The following is a 17,590-nucleotide window of genomic DNA, read 5'->3' as shown; positions in this document are numbered from 1 at the left end:
AACTACCCCCGACGGAAAGGCAATCCGTGTCCCCGAGCCCCGGCCCCTCCAGTCGCGTCACCGCGCTCGAGACCTACGACATCCGCTTCCCCACCTCGCGCGAGCTGGACGGCTCCGACGCGATGAACCCGGACCCCGACTACTCGGCGGCCTATGTCGTGCTGCGCACCGACGCGGCCGACGGGCACGAGGGACACGGGTTCACGTTCACCATCGGGCGGGGCAACGACGTCCAGGTCGCCGCGATCGACGCGCTGCGAAACCATGTGCTCGGCCGCCCGGTCGACGAGATCTGCGACGACCCCGCAACCCTCTACCAGGACCTGATCGGCGACAGCCAGCTGCGCTGGCTCGGCCCCGAGAAGGGCGTGATGCACATGGCGATCGGGGCGGTGACCAACGCGGTGTGGGACCTGGCCGCGCGCCGGGCCGGCAAGCCGCTGTGGCAGCTGCTCGCCGACGCCGAACCCGAGTGGATCGTCCGGCAGATCGACTTCCGCTACCTCACCGACGCCCTCACCCCCGAGGAGGCCCTCGGTATCCTCCGGCGCGCCCGCGAAGGCGCCGACGAGCGCCGGGCCCGGCTGCTGGAGATCGGCTTCCCCGCCTACACCACCTCCGCCGGCTGGCTCGGCTACGACGACGAGAAGCTCACCCGGCTCGCCGCCCAGGCGGTCGCCGACGGCTTCCGGCAGATCAAGCTGAAGGTCGGCGCCGACCTGGAGGACGACATCCGGCGCTGCCGGGTGGCCCGCGCGGTGGTCGGCCCGGACATCCGGATGGCCATCGACGCCAACCAGCGCTGGAACGTCGACGAGGCGATCCGCTGGACCAAGGCGCTCTCCGAGTTCGACCCGTACTGGATCGAGGAGCCCACCAGCCCCGACGACATCCTCGGCCATGCCGCCATCCGCCGGGCGGTGACCCCGGTCAAGGTCGCCACCGGCGAACACGTGCAGAACCGCATCGTGTTCAAGCAGCTGCTCCAGGCCGGCGCCCTCGACATCGTCCAGATCGACGCGGCCCGGGTCGCCGGCGTCAACGAGAACCTCGCCATCCTGCTGCTCGCCGCCAAGTTCGGTGTCCCCGTCTGCCCGCACGCGGGCGGTGTCGGACTGTGCGAACTCGTCCAGCACCTCTCGATGTTCGACTACCTCGCGGTCGCCGGCACCACCGACGACCGGGTCATCGAGTACGTCGATCATCTGCACGACCACTTCCGCGACCCGGTGGTGATCAGGGAGGGTCACTACACGGCACCCACCGCACCGGGCTTCTCCGCCGCCATGCGACCGGAGTCCATCGCGGAGTACACCTATCCGGGCGGCACCTTCTGGGCCGCCGACGCACAGACGCAGACACAGACGCACACGCAGAAGCAGAAGGGACAGGCGGCATGACCGACTTCGAGGGCCTGAAAGCACTGGTCACCGGCGGGGCCTCCGGGATCGGCCGGGCCACCGCCGAACTCCTCGCCGAGCGCGGCGCCCAGGTCGCCGTCCTTGACCTGGACCCGTCGGCCGTCGAGAAGCCGCTGCTCGGCTTCCGGGCCGACGTCACCGACGACGCCTCCGTGCGTACGGCCGTGCAGAGCGCGGTGGAGGCCCTCGGCGGCCTCGACGTGCTGGTCAACAACGCCGGCATCGGCGCCCAGGGCACGGTCGAGGACAACGACGACGACGAATGGCGCCGCGTCTTCGACGTCAACGTCCTCGGCATGGTCCGCACCGCCCGCGCGGCCCTCCCGCACCTGCGCGCCTCGGACTACGCGGCGATCGTCAACACCTGCTCCATCGCCGCCACCGCAGGGCTGCCGCAACGCGCCCTGTACAGCGCCACCAAGGGCGCCGTGTACTCGCTCACCCTGGCCATGGCCGCCGACCACCTGCGCGAGGGCGTCCGCGTCAACTGCGTCAACCCCGGTACGGCGGACACCCCGTGGGTCGGCCGCCTCCTCGACAAGGCTCCCGACCCGGCCGCCGAACGTGCCGCCCTGGCGGCCCGCCAGCCCTCCGGCCGCCTGGTCTCCGCCGCCGAGGTCGCCGGCGCCATCGCCTACTTGGCGAGCCCGCTGTCCGGCGCCACCACCGGCACCTCCCTTGCCGTCGACGGCGGCATGCAGGGCCTCAGGCTGCGCCCGGCGGGCCAGTGAGCACCCTCGGCCGAAGCGGCGTCCGGGTCGGCCCCCTGGGCCTCGGCGCCGCCGTGATCGGCAACCTGTACACCGAAGTCCCCGACCAGCAGGCCCACGACACGGTCACCACCGCCTGGCAGCAGGGCATCCGCTACTTCGACACCGCACCCCACTACGGCCTCGGCCTGTCCGAACGGCGGCTCGGCGAGGCGCTGCGGGAGTACGACCGGGACGCCTACGCCCTCTCCACCAAGGTCGGCCGCCGCCTGGAGCCGGGGCCCGGGGACGGCGACGACCTCGCCCACGGCTTCGCCGTGCCCGACACCTACCGCCGGGTCTGGGACTTCAGCGCCGACGGCATCCGCCGCACCCTGGAGGCGAGCCTGGAGCGACTCGGGCTCGACCGGGTCGACGTGGTCTACCTCCACGACCCCGACGACCACGCCGAACAGGCCTTCCACGAGGGCTACCCGGCCCTGGAGAAGCTCCGCTCCGAGGGCGTCGTCGGTGCGATCGGCGCCGGCATGAACCAGACGGCCATGCTCACCCGGTTCGTCCGCGACACCGACATCGACGTGGTGCTGTGCGCCGGCCGCTACACCCTCCTCGACCAGAGCGCCCTGGCCGATCTGCTCCCGGCCGCCGAGGAACGCGGTACGTCGGTGGTGATCGGCGGGGCCTTCAACTCCGGCCTGCTGGCCGACCCCAAGCCGGCCGCCACCTACAACTACGCCCAGGTCTCCGACGAGTTGCTCGCCCGCGCCCTGCGCCTGAAGGCACTCGCCGAACGGTACGGCAGCACGCTCCGCGCGGCCGCCCTCGCCTTCTGCGCCGCCCACCCGGCCGTGGCGAGCGTGCTGGTCGGTGCCCGCTCGGCGGCGGAGATCGCGGACGGGGCACAGCAGTTCGCCACCCCGGTCCCCGCCGCCTTCTGGCAGGAACTGCGCGACAGCGGACTCCTGCGCGCGGACACCCCGCTCCCGGCGGAGGAGCCGTCATGAGAGCCGCCCTGCTGCTCGACATCGTCCACGACCACTCCGAGGCAGGCACGGACACCGGTCTGCCCGTCGCAGGGGAGCTGCCATGACCGTCGACGCCCACCACCACGTCTGGGACCTCTCGGTACGGGACCAGGACTGGATCACGGGACCGGAACTCCAGCCGCTCAGAAGGAACTTCACCGTCGAGGACCTCGAACCCGAGGCTCGGGCGGCCGGTGTCACCCGCACGGTCCTCGTCCAGACGGTCACCGTCCCGGAGGAGACCCCCGAGTTCCTGGCCCTGGCCGACACCCACGACCTGGTCGCCGGCGTCGTGGGCTGGACCGACCTGACCGACCCGGCGATCGCCGACGAACTCGCCCGACTCAGCGAACTCCCCGGCGGTGCCTACCTGAAGGGCATCCGCCACCAGGTCCAGGGCGAACCGGACCCGGAGTGGCTGCTGCGCCCGGACGTCCACCGGGGCCTGGCCGCGATCGCCGACGCAGGCCTCGTCTACGACCTGGTCGTACAGGCCCACCAGCTGCCGGCCGCCGTCAAGGCGGCCGACTCCCACCCCCAGCTCACCTTCGTACTCGACCACCTGGGCAAACCGCCGATCGCCTCCGGAGACCTCGACCCCTGGGCCACCGCGGTACGCGCCCTCGCCGCCCTGCCCAACACCGTGTGCAAACTCTCCGGCATGGTCACGGAGGCCGACCCCGCCTCCTGGACGGTCGAGGACCTCCGCCCGTACGCCGAGACGGTCCTGGACGCCTTCGGCCCGGACCGCCTGATGTTCGGCTCGGACTGGCCGGTGTGCGTCCTGGCCGGGACGTACGCCGAAGTCTTCGACGCGGCACAGCAGCTGATCGGCCCCGGCGAACGCACCCGTGTCTTCGAGACCACCGCCACCCGCGTCTACGGCCTCTGAGCCGCCCCCGCCAGCCGCGTCGGCGGCATGAACTCCCGCACGTAGGTCCGCTCCCAGCACGCGCCCGTCTCCCGCAGCTCCCGCCAACTGGTGTAGCGGTAGCGGAAGAGGCGGGCGCGGACGAAGCGCGGGGGGCGGTCGGGCGGGAAGGGGGAGCGGCGCAGCAGCCGTAGCGTGTCGCGGTCGTTCTCCAGGAGGCGCTCCATCAGGCCGCCGAACCAGTCGCCGGCGTACGCGGGGGAGAGGGCGGCGAACCACATCAGCCAGTCCAGGCGCAGGTGGTAGGGCGCGAACTGGCGCGGCCAGTGCCGTGGATCGCCGGGCTTGCCCTTGAACTCGTACTCCCGCCAGTCCGCGTCCTCGCGCGGTGCCTCGTCCAGCGTGCCCTCGACCACCACCTCGTACCGCACCCGGCTGACACTGCCGAACGCGCCGTAGGTGTTGACCAGGTGCAGCGGGTCGAAGGAGCGGTTCATGACCTGGCGGCGCGAGACCATGTTCACCACCGGGCGGTAGCTCAGGAAGAGCAGCAGCGCGGCCACGGCGAGGACGACGATCTCGTACCAGAGCGGGGCCGGCGGCGCGGAGGTGTGGTCCGCGGGGAGCCGGAGCGCCGAGAGGGCCAGCACGATGGTGATCCAGTTCAGCCAGGAGAAGTTGCCGGAGACCACCAGCCACAGCTGGGTGAGGATCATCAGCGACGCGGCCGCCGTCGCGATCGGCTGGGGGGTGAACAGCAGGACGGGGACCACGAGCTGGGTGACGTGGTTCGCGGCCACCTCCGCCCGGTGCACCGGCTTCGGGAGGTGGTGGAAGAACCAGCTCAGCGGGCCCGGCATCGGCTGGGTCTCGTGGTGGTAGTCGAGGCAGGTCAGCTTGCGCCAGCAGGCGTCCCCGCGCATCTTGATCAGACCCGCCCCGAACTCCACCCGGAACAGGATCCAGCGCAGCAGGAACAGGACGACGACCGGCGGGGCCACCTCGTCGTTGCCGAGGAAGACGGCGAGGAAACCGACCTCCAGGAGCAGCGACTCCCAGCCGAACGCGTACCAGGTCTGGCCGACGTTGACGATCGAGAGATACAGGGCCCAGGGGACCAGCCACAGCACCATCGCGGCCCACAGCGGGAGCCGGGAGTCCAGCCCGGCCAGCAGCGCCGCCGACACCGCGCAGCCCGCCCAGGCGCAGGCCGCGAAGAAGCGGTCCGAGTAGTGCAGGTAGAAGAGGCTCGGCGCCCGCCGGAAGGGGACCCGGTCGACGAACCTCGGGATCGGCAGCATCCCGCGCTCGCCCAGCAGGGCCCGGAACTGGAGCGCCGCCACCAGGAACGCGACGAGATACACGCCGGCCAGCGCCCGCTGGAAGACCAGCCGGCTCAGCCAGTACCCGGATGCGGTGAACCAGTCCACGGCCGTGCGCCCCTGCCTCTCTCCGGCCTGCGGCCCCGGTGTCGGGAAAGGGCCTGTCACCCTGTGTACCGCGTCTGTCCGGCCGCGTAACCCGAGCGGGTGAAGTGGACAATATGTGAGAAATTGCCCGGTTGGGGTTCCCCTGGCAAGGTGGCCCCATGGCTGATCGGGGAGCGAGCGCTCCGTCTCTCCCGGACGACTGGCCCGCCCACCCGGACCACCCGATCCTGGCGCTCAACCGTCTGGGCACCTTCGACTGGGACCTGGACGCCGGTCTGTTCCACATGGACGCCCAGGCGTACGAGGTGTTCGACCTGACCCCCGAGGAGTACGACGGGCACCCCGAGAGCCTCGCCGTCCGGGTACCCCTGGCGGAGGGGATCCGGCTGGACGGGGTGGTGGCCCAGGCCATCAAGGACGGCAGCGAGAACTACGGGGCGTACTTCCGCATCCGCCGCCGCGACGGCACCCCGCGCTGGACCCACACCCAGGGCTACATCAGGCGTGACGAGACCGGCCGTCCGCGCCGGGTCGTCGGCGTGGTCCGGGACGCCACCCAGGAGCTGGAGGACAGCGAGGCGCGCAGCCTGCGGGCCGCCCAGGACCAGGCGCTGCGCCAGCAGTCCGGCGTCGTCCAGGTGGTCACCGCGGCCCTCGCGCACGCCCGCAGCGTCCAGGACGTCATCGACGCCCTCAAGGACACCCAGGGCATCCCCAACCTGGGCGCGACCAGCCTGGTGATGGGCCTGGTCGAGGCCGGCCGGATCCGGCTGGTCGCGGAGGGGCCGGCGGGCAGCTTCGTGCCCGGTACCCGGATCACCCGGATAGACGAGCCCTATCCGATGGGCGAGGTGGTGCGGACCCTCGGCCCGCGCTTCATCGAGTCACCGGAGGAGTTCGCCGAGGGGTACCCGATACTGTGGCCGCACATCACCGAGCTGCACATCACCTCGGCCGCCTATCTCCCGCTGATCGCCCAGGCCCGCCCGATCGGCGCCATGGGCCTGCTCTACAACGACCGGCTCGGCTTCTCCACCGAGGAACGTGCCGTCCTGGTCGCCCTCGGCAGCAGCATCGCGCAGAGCCTGCAGCGGGCCATGCTCTACGAGCAGGAGAAGGATCTCGCCCAGGGACTCCAGCAGGCGATGCTGCCGCGCACCATCCCCAGCGTGCGCGGTGCCGACATCGCCGTCCGTTACCGCTCGCCGACCGCCGGCGGCGCCCTGGGCCGGGACATCGGCGGTGACTGGTACGACCTGATCCCGCTGCCCGGCGGCCGGGTCGGCGCCGTCATCGGCGACGTCCAGGGGCACGACACGCACGCGGCGGCCGTCATGGGCCAGCTGCGGATCGTGCTGCGCGCCTACGCCGCCGAGGGCCACGCCCCGGCCACCGTGATGGCCCGCGCCTCCGTCTTCCTGAACGAGCTCGACACCGACCGCTTCGCCACCTGCCTGTACGCCGAGGCCGACCTCGCCACCGGCGTCGTCCAGGTGGTCCGAGCCGGCCACATCGACCCGCTGGTCCGCGGTGCCGACGGAAGCTGCCGGCGGGTCCCCGTGGAGGGCGGGCTGCCGCTCGGCCTGTCCGCCGAGTTCAAGAGCCTCGAATATCCGGTGTCCACCCTGGAGCTCGACTCCGGCGAGACGCTGCTGCTGTGCACCGACGGGCTGGTCGAGCAGCCGGGCACCGATCTGGGGGACGGGATGCGGTCCCTGATCCGGCAGGTCACCGAGGGGCCGGAGGACGTGCGGAAGCTCGCCGACCGGCTGATCGAGATCGCCGAGGAGCGGGGTGGCGACGACGACGTGGCCCTGCTCCTGCTGCGCCGCCGCGGCCCGGACGCCGCGCAGGCCGTCGGCCGCCTCCAGCAGCATGTGGCCTCCGGCGATCCGGAGGCGCTCACCCTGGCCCGGCACATGATCCGCGCCGCCGTCCGGGCCTGGGGCGCCGGGGACCGCGCCGACGAGATCGAGCTGGTAGCCGACGAGCTGATCACCAACGCGCTGATGCACACCGAAGGCTCCGCGATCGTCACCCTCAGGGTGCTCGGCGGCGGCGACCGCCGGCTCCGCGTCGAGGTCGAGGACTCCTCCAGCGCCCTGCCGCGCCGGCGTGAGGCGGGGGAGGACGGGGTGTCGGGGCGGGGCCTGCTGCTGGTCGACGAGATCGCCGACGTGTGGGGCGTGGAGGCACGTGGCGGCGGCAAGGCGGTCTGGTGCGAGTTCCGGATGCCGGAGCCCGCCTGACCCCCGGGGCCACGGGTGGCACCCTGGACGCATGCCCGAACTGCCCGAGGTCGAAGCGCTCAAGGACTTCCTGACCGACAACCTGGTCGGCCACGAGGTCGTGCGCGTCCTGCCGGTCGCCATCAGCGTCCTGAAGACGTACGACCCGCCCGTCGGCGCCTTCGAGGGCAGCGAGGTCGTCGCCGTGCACCGGCACGGCAAGTTCCTGGACATCGAGGGCGGCGGCGGCCTGCGCTTCATCACCCATCTGGCCCGGGCGGGCTGGCTCCACTGGAAGGACCGGCTGCCGGACGGACCGCCCCGCCCCGGGAAGGGCCCACTCGCCCTGCGGGTGGCCCTGGAGACCGGCGCGGGCTTCGACCTCACCGAGGCCGGCACCCAGAAGAAGCTCGCCGTGTACATCGTCCGTGACCCGCGGGAGGTACCCGGTATCGCGCGGCTCGGCCCGGACCCGCTCGCCGCCGACTTCGACGAGGCCCGGCTGGCCGCCCTGCTGGGGGACGAGCGGCGGCAGCTCAAGGGCGCCCTGCGCGACCAGAGCCTGATCGCCGGAGTGGGCAACGCCTACAGTGACGAGATCCTGCACGCGGCGAAGATGTCGCCGTTCAGGCTGGCCGCGTCCCTGACGCCCGAGGAGGTCCACGGGCTGTACGAGGCGCTGCGCACCACCCTCACCGAGGCGGTGGAGCGCTCCCACGGCCTGGCGGCGGGCCGGCTCAAGTCGGAGAAGAAGAGCGGCCTGCGCGTCCACGGCCGGACCGGCGAGCCGTGCCCGGTCTGCGGCGACACCATCCGCGAGGTCTCCTTCAGCGACTCCTCGCTGCAGTACTGCCCGACCTGCCAGACGGGCGGCAAGCCGCTCGCGGACCGCCGGATGTCCCGGCTGCTCAAGTGACCGGCGCTCACTTGGGGTCCAGGGTCACCAGGCGCTGCCCGTCGGCGTTGCGCACCTCGTAGCGGTCGATCTCGTCGGGGTGCATCGAGGAGCCGCCCGTCATGGTGGACACCCGGTCGTCGTGGTCCCGCTCGGCCCAGGTGGTCACGATCTGCTCGGAGCCGTCCCGGCCGACCGCGACCAGCCGGCAGGAGCGCGGCCCGTCGGCGTCCTTCACCTGCAGCTCGATCGTGCTGCCCGACTCCGTGTCCGCCGACTTCACCTGCGCCCACACGCCCGACTGCGTGTCGGTGGCGGCGGTGACCTGTACGGCCGGCGGGGCGTCATGACCGGCGTACGCCACGATGCCGGGGCCGACGACCGCGAACACCACCGAGGCGGCGAGGCCGTACAGCAGCCTGCGGCGCTTGGCCCGGTGCCGGGTCGCGACCTCGGCGAGCAGCCGGTCCAGCAGCCGGGGACCGGGCTGGGCCATGGGGTGCACGAAGCGCGGCGTGGCCCTGCGGTACAGCATCAACTGCCGTGCCGCCGGGCCGAACTCGGTCACGTGTGCCGAGCAGCTCGGGCACTCCATGAGATGGTCCTCGAAGCGGAAGGCCTCCGCCTCGTCCAGCACGCCGAGCGCGTACGCGCCGACGTCGCGATGCCTTTCCAGGGACCTCATGCCGAATCCTCGTGCCGTGAGTGCGGGTGGGGGTTACTCATTGCTCCTTGCTCCCACCCGTACGCAGTCGGCCGCTGTTTCACTCAAGGCACGTACAGAATCGTAATCAACGGATTCGGAGCGGCCGGGCCCGCGGATTGGTGCCGATTCAAAAAAGATGGATGGCGAGATGCCCGAGGGGCAGACCGAGCCGCCAGGCGGGGGTCCACACCTTCGGTCCGTCGTCCTCGCCGAACACCGAGCCGCCGCCCGGTACCGCGTCCAGGTCGGGCGCGAGCAGCTCGGTCTCCTCCAGCCAGCGCCAGGCGTCCGTGGCCAGATCCAGATCGGGTGACGGCCCGCCCGACTCGATCGCCTCGGCGGCCAGTCTGGACATATGTTCCCCCACCCAGTCCTGCCACGGCTGGTCGTACGCCGTGAGCGAAAGCCAGTTCTCCAACTGGGACACGACCCGGATGCCCGACAGTTCGCCGTCCGTGTCGGAGAGGAAGATCGTCAGCGCCAGTGCGTCCCGGCCGGCCCGGAACTCGAAGGACGTCGGCGGCATGAGATCGCCGGTGCGCAGCAGCTCGTCGGCGATGTACTCGGCATACAACCAGGCCATCGGGACCGCCAGTTCCCCGCTCCCGGCCCCGTCCGTGCTCTCTTGACCTCTGTGCAGCATCCCGTCCTGCCTTCCTCCGGTGCGCGCGTGGCCCCGACCCCGGGTCCGTCCCTCTCCCGGTGCGGAACACGGATGAAGACAGCTGATTGCTCAAACACGGTCCTCAGCAAGGCGCTTTACCGAGGTTTGACCTGGCTTACGGTTTCATCGCAGGTCGGGTGCATAACCGGGCAGAACCCGACGCAAGGCGCGCAGCGCGTAGTACGCCCGCGACTTCACGGTACCGGGTGGAATGCCGAGGGTCTCCGCGGCCTCCGCAACACTCGCCCCTTGGAAATACACCAGCACCAGGACTTCACGGTGTTCCGGGGTGAGAGTCTTCACAGCCTCCCGTACGTCCAGCGCCGCGGCGGCGCGTTCGGCGTGGTCGCCGATGGCCCGGGTGTTCTCCAGGACGGCGTCGTGCACCTCGGGCGGCCGTGCCTGCCGGGCCCGGCGTGCGTCGATGGCGAGCCGCCGGCCGACCGTCAGCAGCCAGGGCAGGACGGAGTCGAAGTCGTCGGCGCGCAGTGCCTCGGGGTGCTGCCAGGCGCGTACGAGGGTCTCCTGCACGAGGTCCTCGGCCCGTTGCCGGTCCCCGTCGCTGAGCCGCAGCAGCAGCGCGAAGAGCGGGCGGCCGTGCTCGCGCTGGAGTGCGGCGAGCTCGTGCTCGGCGGTCGTCGTCCCGTCGGGAAGGGTGGTTCCGGCCGTCATGGCCGTATGGCATCGCAGGGCCGGGCCGGGGGACAGGGGGCGCACAGGGGTCTGCGGCGGACGGTCGATCGCGTCGGCGAACGGTGCGACGAACGGTCCGTCACACCCCTTACCCGACCCGGATGGGTCAATCGGGGCGCCTGAGTTGTTTGCGACCCGGCTCGGCTTCGTACCCATTGATCTGTAAATCGGACAAGGCTTGCGACTCTGGGGTGCTCCTGATGATCAATCGCAGACGCCAGGTGGCCCTGGCCCTGACCGCCCTCCTCGCCACCGCAGCCGCCTGCCAGAACCACGTGCGGCAGGAGAACGCCGCCCCGTCCGGCCAGCCGGCGCCTGCCGTGCCCGCCCCCGGTGGCGGCTTCACTCTCGTCGCCTCCGGTGACGTCATGCCGCAGAGGTCCGCGATCGACCACGCGAACTTCGACGCGGGCGGCAACGGCCACGACTTCCGCCCGATGCTCGCCGGCGTCGAACCCGTGGTCTCCCACGCCGATCTGGCGCTCTGTCACCTGGCGACCGTGACCGACGCGGAGAACGCGGAGAACGGGGAGTCCGGCTCCGCCGGTGTCACCTCCCCGCCGCAGCTCGCCGAGGGCCTCGCGGCCGTCGGTTACGACAGCTGCTCCACCGCCTCCGACCGTGCCCTCGACGGCGGCGCCGACGGGATCCGGCGCACCCTCACCGACCTGGACCGGACGGGCCTGCGGCACACCGGCACCGCCCGCACCCAGGCCGAGGCGGCCGCCGTCACCCTGCTCAACGCGGGGCGCACCAGAGTCGCCCACCTCTCCTACACCTTCGACGTCAACGGGAACACCCTGCCGCCGGGACAGCCCTGGGCGGTCAACCTCCTCGACGAGAACCGCATCCTCGCCGACGCCCGCGCCGCCCGGCAGGCCGGCGCCGACGTGGTCGTCCTCTCCGTGCACTGGGGCACCGACGGCCAGGACGCCCCCGACCAGCAGCAGCTCACCCTCGCCAAGCGGCTCACCGCCGCGCGCACCGGCGGCCGTCCCGACATCGACCTGATCCTCGGCACTCACGCCCACATCCCGCAGGCGTACGAGAAGGTCAACGGCACCTGGGTCGTCTACAGCCTCGGCGACCAGCTCGCCGGTGAGCTGTACAACCGCCAGGGCCACCAGGACCCGCGCGGCAACCAGTCCACCCTCGCCCGCTTCACCTTCACCCCGCCCACCAGCCCCGGCGGCCGCTGGGAGGTGGCCAAGGCCGAGTTCATCCCCCAGGCGTACGACCTCGACGCCGGCCGGGTCGTCGACCTCAACGCGGCCATCGACCAGGGCGCCGACTTCACCTCCGTGCGCGACGGCATCCGGGACACCGTGCTCGGCCGCGGGGCCGCCAAGGACGGGCTGGTGATGGGGGAGTAGGGGCGGTCACTCCACGTCGACGTGGTCGAACGTCCGCAGCAGCTCCTTCAGCACCCGCAGGCACGCCGTGATCTCGGCGTCGGTCAGACCGCCGCCGACCTGCCGGTTCAGGGCGTGCTCGCGGGCGAGGATCGCGGTGATCGTGGTCCGGCCCCCGTCCGTGAGCCGGATCAGTGAGGAGCGCTGGTGCGCCGGGTTGGGGACGACCTCGGCCCAGCCGCGCGCCACCGCGTCGTTCACCATGCGCTGCACGAACTGCCGGCTCAGCGCCATGATCCGGCCCATCTGGGGGACCGTCATCGGCTCGAACCGGCGCAGCAGGTCCAGCACCGAGCGCACGCCGACGGAGGCCCCCTCGATCTGCTCGCCCAGCTCGATCTTGCGGAAGGCGCGCCGGTAGAGCGGGCCGATGAGGTCGTACACCTCGGTGATGCGCTCACCCAGCTCGTCGGGGGCGAGGGGCTTGTCGATGTCGTTCACCCGGCCATCATGCACCGGGCCGTGGTGACACCTCGGGTGTCAAAGTCGTCATGACAACTCAGTTGTCAAAGTATCCCGAAGATGACACCTTGGTTGTCATGAATGGTGCTGCGGACGTCCGCTACTTCCCTTCCTCCGACGGCGACCTCGCCTACCTCGACACCGGCTCCGGCGACCCGGTGGTCCTGCTCCACGCCGGATACGTCGACCACCGCTTCTGGGCCGGCCAGATCCCGGCCCTCGCCGCCGGGTACCGGGTGATCGCCCCCGACGTCCGCGGCCACGGCGCCTCCGCCAACGCGAGCAAGCCCTTCCGCTGGGCCGACGACCTCGCCGAACTGCTGCGCCACCTCGACGCCGGGCCCGCCGTCCTGGTCGGCGTGTCGATGGGCGGGGTGATCGCCACGGACACCGTGCTGGAACACCCCGAGCTGGTCCGTGCGGTGGTCACCTGCGGCGCCGTCACCGGCGACTTCCGGTACACGGATCCCTGGCACCGGGAACTCCAGGCCGAGTACGCCCGCACCCTGGGCGCCGGCGACATCGAGGGCTGGCTCGACGCCTTCCTGCGGGTCGCCGCGGGCGCCCACCGCGACCTCGACGCCCTCGACCCGGAGATCCCGCGCCGGCTCCGCGAGATGGCCCGCCACACCCTGGCCAAGCACACGCCCGGCGAGACGGACTGGCACGTGCTGGTGACCGACTCCTGGCCCCGGGTCCCGAAGATCGACGTCCCGGTCCTCACGATCAACGGCGGGCTGGAGCCCGCCGATCTGCTCGCCGCCGCCGAACGCCTCGCCCGCGAGGTCCCCGACGGCCGCGCCGAGATCGTCGAAGGCGCCGACCACTACCCGAACCTGGAGCGGCCGGACGTCTTCGACGACCTCCTGCTCGGCTTCCTGCGCGCGCTCTAACGCCCGGCCAGCCGGGACCTCTTGTACGAGTAGCCGAAGTAGATCACGCACCCGATCACGAACCAGACCGCGAACCGCACCCAGGTCTCCCACGCCAGGAACGTGATCAGCCAGACCGAGAAGACGACGCCCAGCGCCGGCACGAACGGCATCCACGGGGTGCGGAAGGCGCGCGGCAGATCCGGCTGCCGGTAGCGCAGCACGATCACCGCCACGCACACCACCACGAACGCCAGCAGGATGCCGATGTTGGTGAGTTCGGCCGCCTCGCCGATCGGCACGAAACCGGCGAGGAGGGCCGAGGCCACGCCGACGATCCAGGTCACCCGGGTCGGCACGTGCCGCGTCGGGTGCGTCTTCGCGAACCAGGAGGGCAGCAGCCCGTCCCGGGACATCGAGAACCAGACCCGGGTCACGCCCAGCATGAAGGTGAACATCACGGTGAGGATGCCGATGATCGCGCCCACCGCGATCACGTCCGCGAGACCGCTCAGCCCCACCGACTTGAACGCCGTCGAGAAGCCGCTCTCCGGGTCGATGTCCTTGTAGTTCTGCATGCCGGTCAGGACCAGACAGGCCGCCACGTACAGCACCATGGAGATCGCCAGTGAGTAGATGATCGCCTTCGGCATGTGCTGCCGCGCGTCCTTCGACTCCTCGGCCGCCGTGGACATCGCGTCGTACCCGAAGACCGCGAAGAACACCGTGGCCGCGCCCGTGAACGCCCCGCTGACGCCGAACGGGAAGAAGGGGTGGTAGTTCGCCGAGTTGATGTGGAACACACCGACCCCGATCACCAGCAGCACCACCAGCACCTTGAGCACCACCACGACCGTCTCGAACCGGGCCGCGCTGCGGATGCCGAGGTTGAGCAGGTAGGCGATCAGCAGGCAGAGCACCGCGGCGAACAGGTCGACCCGGTGGCCGGCCCCGGTGCCGGGCGCGCCCAGCATCCACCGCGGCAGCTCCGCGCCCATCTCCTCGACCAGGAAGCCGAAGTACCCGGAGATGCCGATCGCGACCACCGCCACGATCGCCGTGTACTCCAGGAGCAGGTCCCAGCCGATGAACCAGCCCGCGAACTCGCCGAGCACCGCGTAGCCGTACGTGTACGCCGAACCCGCCTTCGGGATCAGCCCGGCGAACTCGGCGTACGACAGCGCGGCGCAGGCGCTCGCCAGCCCGGCGATGAGGAAGGAGACCAGCACGGCGGGACCGGCCGTGCCGTTGGCGACGGTGCCGGCGAGGGTGAAGATGCCCGCGCCGATGATGCCGCCCACTCCGATCGCGGTCAGCTGCCACAGCCCGAGCGATCTGTCGAGCCGGGGTCCCTCGCCGACCTCGGTCTCCTCGATGTGTTCGATGGGTTTGCGACGGAGAATTCCTTCACCCATACGGAGCTTGGCCATGTGCCTCACCTCTTCGCCGATCGCGAACGGCTGACGGCGGATCATGATGGCTCAGGGGCGTCACGGACGGAAGACGCCACGCACGCTCTCGGCCCAGCCGGGCACCCAGGTCCGGGTCGCGGGGCGGGGCGGCCGGGTGCCGGCGAGATGGGCGCGCAGGGCGGCCAGCGCCGGGTGCGGGTGGGTGGCGGTCCACACCAGGGAGTGCGGGTAGACCGGGGTCGGGTCGAGCAGCGGGACACGACGCAGATCGTGGCCCTCCGGCCAGACCAGCCGGGTCCCCTCGCTGACCAGCGTCGCCAGGGTGGAGGAGCCGGCCACCGCGTCCTGCACCGCCCCGCTGAAGTTGGGGCCCGAGGAGTCGATGGTGAGGCCGAACTCGGCCGCGAGGGAGGCGTAGTAGGCGGCCCACTCGGTGCCCTCCACGATGCCCGGCATCCAGATCCGGTGCCCGGCCAGCTCCCCGGGCGAGACCGCGCGACGGCCGGCCAGGGCGTGCCCCGGGCCGGTGAGCAGCTGGACCGGCTCGTCGTACACCCGGGCCGCCTCGACGCCCCTGGGCAGCGGGCGGCCGGGCATGCCGACGGCCCGGAAGGACGCGTCGATCGCACCGGAGCGCAGGGCGGTGAGCGCCGAGTCCACGTCGAAGAGCGTGACGACGTCCAGGGCGGTCTCCGGGTGCGCCTCGTGGAAGCCGCGCAGCAGCGCCGCCGGGGCGAGCCGCGCGCCGACCACGTCGACCCGCAGCGGACGCCGCCCGGACCCGACGGAGGCGGTCGCGCGCTCCTCGGCGAGCAGCAGCTCGCGGGCGTGCGGCAGGAAGGCCTGGCCGTCGATGGTCAATCCGGCACCCCGGGCGGTGCGGGTGAACAGGCGCACGCCCAGCTCCTTCTCCAGCGTCGCGATCCGCTTGGAGACGGCCTGCTGGGTGACCGCCAGCACCGCCGCGGCCTCCTGGAACTGCCCCGAGTCGGCCACGGCGACGAAGGTGCGCACGGCAGTGAGGTCCATGGCCGCTACCGTACAACCGTTGGTTGTGGCCCGCTGGTCACGGGTTGTTTGCTCCCGAGGCCACCTGGCCGATTTCATGGTCCCGGGCAATGGGAGGTTGTGCATGGGGCGGCGGTTCCGGTGGCTGTGGGCCGCCTACTCGGTCAGCGTGTTCGGGACCTGGCTCGCGTTCGACGCGTTCCCGCTGATCGCGGTCCTGGTCCTGCACGCGAGCCCGGCCCAGGTGGCGCTGCTCGCCGCGACCGGGCCCGCGGTGGGCGCCGTGGTGGCGGTGCCGCTCGGCCCCTGGGTGGAGTTCCGGCGCAAGCGGCCGGTGATGGCCGGGATGGACCTCGTCCGGTGCGCCGCGTTGCTGAGCGTCCCCGCCGCCTACGCGCTCGGCGTGCTCGACATGGGCCAGCTGATAGTCGTCTCCGTGGTGGTGGCCGCCGCCGACATCACCTTCAACGCGGCCTCCGGGGCCTTCCTGAAGACGCTCCTGCCGCGTGACCGGCTGCTGACCGCGAACGCCCGCTTCGAGTCGACGATGTGGACCGCCACCGTCCTCGGACCGCCGCTCGGCGGCGCCGCGATCGGCGTGTTCGGCCCGATCACGACGGTGGTCGCGAACGCGGTCAGCTTCCTGCTGTCGGCCCTGGGCATCCGGGCCGTCGGCGGCGACGAGCCGAACCCCCGGCCCAAAGCCGCCGAAGGCCTGCGGGCCGCGGATCTGCTCGACGGCTGGCGGTACATCCTCACCAGCCCGGAGCTGCGGCCCCTGTTCTTCAACGTGGTCGTGGTCAACGGCCTGATCATGGCCTCCGCACCCCTGCTGGCCGTCCTGATGCTCGGCCCGCTCGGCTTCCCGCCCTGGGAGTACGGCCTCGCCTTCGCCGTGCCCTGCCTCGGCGGACTCATCGGCTCCCGCCTGGCCCGCCCGCTCGTCGCCCGCTACGGACAGCGCCGGGTCCTGCTCACCTCGGGCGTGCTGCGCGCCCTGTGGCCCGTCGGGCTGGCCTTCGTCCGGCCGGGACTGCCCGGACTCCTGCTGATAATGGTCACCGAACTCGGGCTCATAACCTCCGCCGGAGTCTTCAACCCGGTGCTCGCCACCCACCGCCTCGACCACACCCCCGACGACCGGACGGCCCGCACCCTGTCCGCCTGGTCGGTCAGCACCAAGGCCTCCATCGCCGCGCTGACCGCCCTGTGGGGGGTACTGGCCGGCCTAGTCGGGCCGCGCACCGCGATCGGGGTCGCCGGGGTCCTGCTGCTCGCGACCCCGGCACTGCTCCCGCGTGCCTCGGCCCGGGCTACGGCACCACCGTCACCGGCCACCGCCCCGCCTTCACCAGACGGATCGCCACCGAGCCGATGAACCGGTGGCCGGCCTGCTCGGAGGCGCCCACCACGACCGCGTCGGCCTTCAGCTCGTCGGCGGCCTTCACCAGTCCGCTGTAGGCGTCGCCGCGGAAGGTGTGGAACTCCCAGCGCACCTCGAATATCCCCTTGAGCAACGCGGCCGCGCTCCTGACCTGGGCGACCAGGTCCTCCGCGATCTCGTCGGTCGTCTCCGCCACCGGCGCCCCGAGCGCCGCCCCGGCCGTCAGCATCGGCTGCACGTACACGACGGCGAGCAGCGCACGCTGCCGCCGCGCCAGACCACCGGCGTAGGAGGCCGCGCGCCACGAGGAGTCCGAGCCGTCCACGCCGACCACGATGACCTTGGGGCCGTCCGTGCCTCGCTCGAACTGGTGTTGTTCCGCCACGGTCCGAGGCTA

At 71.9% G+C, this 17,590-nt stretch carries 17 protein-coding genes; 9 read left to right on the top strand and 8 right to left on the bottom strand.

Translation table 11 applies throughout. The features are described from left to right. The first annotated feature begins 26 nt into the window (after positions 1 to 26). The 4 genes from ACFWXC_RS02555 to ACFWXC_RS02540 all read left to right on the top strand — a co-directional run bounded on the left by ACFWXC_RS02555 (position 27) and on the right by ACFWXC_RS02540 (position 4,048). On the top strand, positions 27 to 1,400 hold the full coding sequence (locus ACFWXC_RS02555; RefSeq protein WP_384471816.1) for an L-fuconate dehydratase: 1,374 nt from the start codon (positions 27 to 29) through the stop codon (positions 1,398 to 1,400). After that, positions 1,397 to 2,152: an SDR family NAD(P)-dependent oxidoreductase gene (locus ACFWXC_RS02550; protein WP_384471813.1), complete on the top strand. Its 756-nt coding sequence runs from the start codon at positions 1,397 to 1,399 to the stop codon at positions 2,150 to 2,152. Before ACFWXC_RS02555 ends, ACFWXC_RS02550 begins: the two co-directional genes overlap by 4 nt. After that, positions 2,149 to 3,135, top strand: a complete 987-nt coding sequence (locus ACFWXC_RS02545) for an aldo/keto reductase (RefSeq protein WP_384471810.1) — start codon at positions 2,149 to 2,151, stop codon at positions 3,133 to 3,135. Before ACFWXC_RS02550 ends, ACFWXC_RS02545 begins: the two co-directional genes overlap by 4 nt. An 82-nt stretch (positions 3,136 to 3,217) precedes the next feature. After that, entirely contained in the window at positions 3,218 to 4,048 is an 831-nt protein-coding gene (locus ACFWXC_RS02540; protein ID WP_384471807.1) for an amidohydrolase family protein, read from the top strand. On the opposite strand, the gene ACFWXC_RS02535 is transcribed toward ACFWXC_RS02540, so the two are convergent. Further along, entirely contained in the window at positions 4,036 to 5,457 is a 1,422-nt protein-coding gene (locus tag ACFWXC_RS02535; protein ID WP_384471804.1) for a lipase maturation factor family protein, read from the bottom strand. The genes ACFWXC_RS02540 and ACFWXC_RS02535 overlap by 13 nt on opposite strands. A gap of 158 nt (positions 5,458 to 5,615) precedes the next feature. Between ACFWXC_RS02535 and ACFWXC_RS02530 the strand changes: the two genes are divergently transcribed. After that, on the top strand, positions 5,616 to 7,706 hold the full coding sequence (locus ACFWXC_RS02530; RefSeq protein ID WP_384471801.1) for a SpoIIE family protein phosphatase: 2,091 nt from the start codon (positions 5,616 to 5,618) through the stop codon (positions 7,704 to 7,706). Between the two features lie 31 nt (positions 7,707 to 7,737). Further along, complete coding sequence (locus tag ACFWXC_RS02525; RefSeq protein ID WP_384471798.1) at positions 7,738 to 8,601, top strand: Fpg/Nei family DNA glycosylase; 864 nt, start codon at positions 7,738 to 7,740, stop codon at positions 8,599 to 8,601. Between the two features lie 7 nt (positions 8,602 to 8,608). Here the strand turns inward: ACFWXC_RS02525 and ACFWXC_RS02520 are convergent, their stop codons facing one another. From ACFWXC_RS02520 to ACFWXC_RS02510, 3 genes are all read right to left on the bottom strand, one after another. Next, positions 8,609 to 9,265: a zf-HC2 domain-containing protein gene (locus tag ACFWXC_RS02520; protein ID WP_384471795.1), complete on the bottom strand. Its 657-nt coding sequence runs from the start codon at positions 9,263 to 9,265 to the stop codon at positions 8,609 to 8,611. 148 nt (positions 9,266 to 9,413) lie between these two features. Then, the gene (locus ACFWXC_RS02515) at positions 9,414 to 9,929 is read right to left on the bottom strand and encodes a hypothetical protein (RefSeq protein ID WP_384471792.1); all 516 of its coding nucleotides are present in this window, start codon (positions 9,927 to 9,929) and stop codon (positions 9,414 to 9,416) included. A gap of 144 nt (positions 9,930 to 10,073) precedes the next feature. Further along, positions 10,074 to 10,622: a sigma-70 family RNA polymerase sigma factor gene (locus ACFWXC_RS02510; protein ID WP_351703654.1), complete on the bottom strand. Its 549-nt coding sequence runs from the start codon at positions 10,620 to 10,622 to the stop codon at positions 10,074 to 10,076. A gap of 221 nt (positions 10,623 to 10,843) precedes the next feature. Between ACFWXC_RS02510 and ACFWXC_RS02505 the strand changes: the two genes are divergently transcribed. Continuing rightward, a complete protein-coding gene (locus tag ACFWXC_RS02505) occupies positions 10,844 to 12,016 on the top strand; it encodes a CapA family protein (RefSeq protein ID WP_384471789.1) in 1,173 nt (390 codons plus the stop codon). A 6-nt stretch (positions 12,017 to 12,022) separates the two neighbouring features. Here ACFWXC_RS02505 and ACFWXC_RS02500 read toward each other — a convergent pair whose 3' ends face one another. Further along, positions 12,023 to 12,496 (bottom strand): MarR family winged helix-turn-helix transcriptional regulator, encoded by a 474-nt coding sequence (locus ACFWXC_RS02500; protein ID WP_384471786.1) that lies wholly within the window; start codon positions 12,494 to 12,496, stop codon positions 12,023 to 12,025. Between the two features lie 98 nt (positions 12,497 to 12,594). Here ACFWXC_RS02500 and ACFWXC_RS02495 point away from each other — a divergent pair, with 98 nt between their 5' ends. Beyond that, positions 12,595 to 13,410 carry an alpha/beta fold hydrolase gene (locus tag ACFWXC_RS02495; protein ID WP_384471783.1) on the top strand — a complete coding sequence of 272 codons (816 nt, stop codon included), beginning with the start codon at positions 12,595 to 12,597 and terminating at the stop codon, positions 13,408 to 13,410. Here the strand turns inward: ACFWXC_RS02495 and ACFWXC_RS02490 are convergent. Then, complete coding sequence (locus tag ACFWXC_RS02490) at positions 13,407 to 14,819, bottom strand: amino acid permease (RefSeq protein ID WP_384471780.1); 1,413 nt, start codon at positions 14,817 to 14,819, stop codon at positions 13,407 to 13,409. The genes ACFWXC_RS02495 and ACFWXC_RS02490 overlap by 4 nt on opposite strands. Before the next feature lie 60 nt (positions 14,820 to 14,879). Further along, a complete protein-coding gene (locus ACFWXC_RS02485; RefSeq protein ID WP_384471777.1) occupies positions 14,880 to 15,830 on the bottom strand; it encodes a LysR family transcriptional regulator in 951 nt (316 codons plus the stop codon). 103 nt (positions 15,831 to 15,933) lie between these two features. On the opposite strand from ACFWXC_RS02485, the gene ACFWXC_RS02480 reads away from it, so the two are divergent. Beyond that, positions 15,934 to 17,187 carry an MFS transporter gene (locus tag ACFWXC_RS02480; RefSeq protein ID WP_384471774.1) on the top strand — a complete coding sequence of 418 codons (1,254 nt, stop codon included), beginning with the start codon at positions 15,934 to 15,936 and terminating at the stop codon, positions 17,185 to 17,187. On the opposite strand, the gene ACFWXC_RS02475 is transcribed toward ACFWXC_RS02480, so the two are convergent. After that, positions 17,123 to 17,578, bottom strand: a complete 456-nt coding sequence (locus ACFWXC_RS02475) for a universal stress protein (protein ID WP_384471771.1) — start codon at positions 17,576 to 17,578, stop codon at positions 17,123 to 17,125. The two genes, ACFWXC_RS02480 and ACFWXC_RS02475, sit on opposite strands and share 65 nt — an antisense overlap. Between the last annotated feature and the right edge of the window lie 12 nt (positions 17,579 to 17,590).

Origin of the sequence: Streptomyces sp. NPDC058683, from assembly GCF_042716195.1 — a bacterium.
GTDB lineage: Bacteria > Actinomycetota > Actinomycetes > Streptomycetales > Streptomycetaceae > Streptomyces.
The sequence above is the reverse complement of the archived record's forward strand: the minus strand, read 5'-3'. Positions and strand labels throughout refer to the sequence as shown.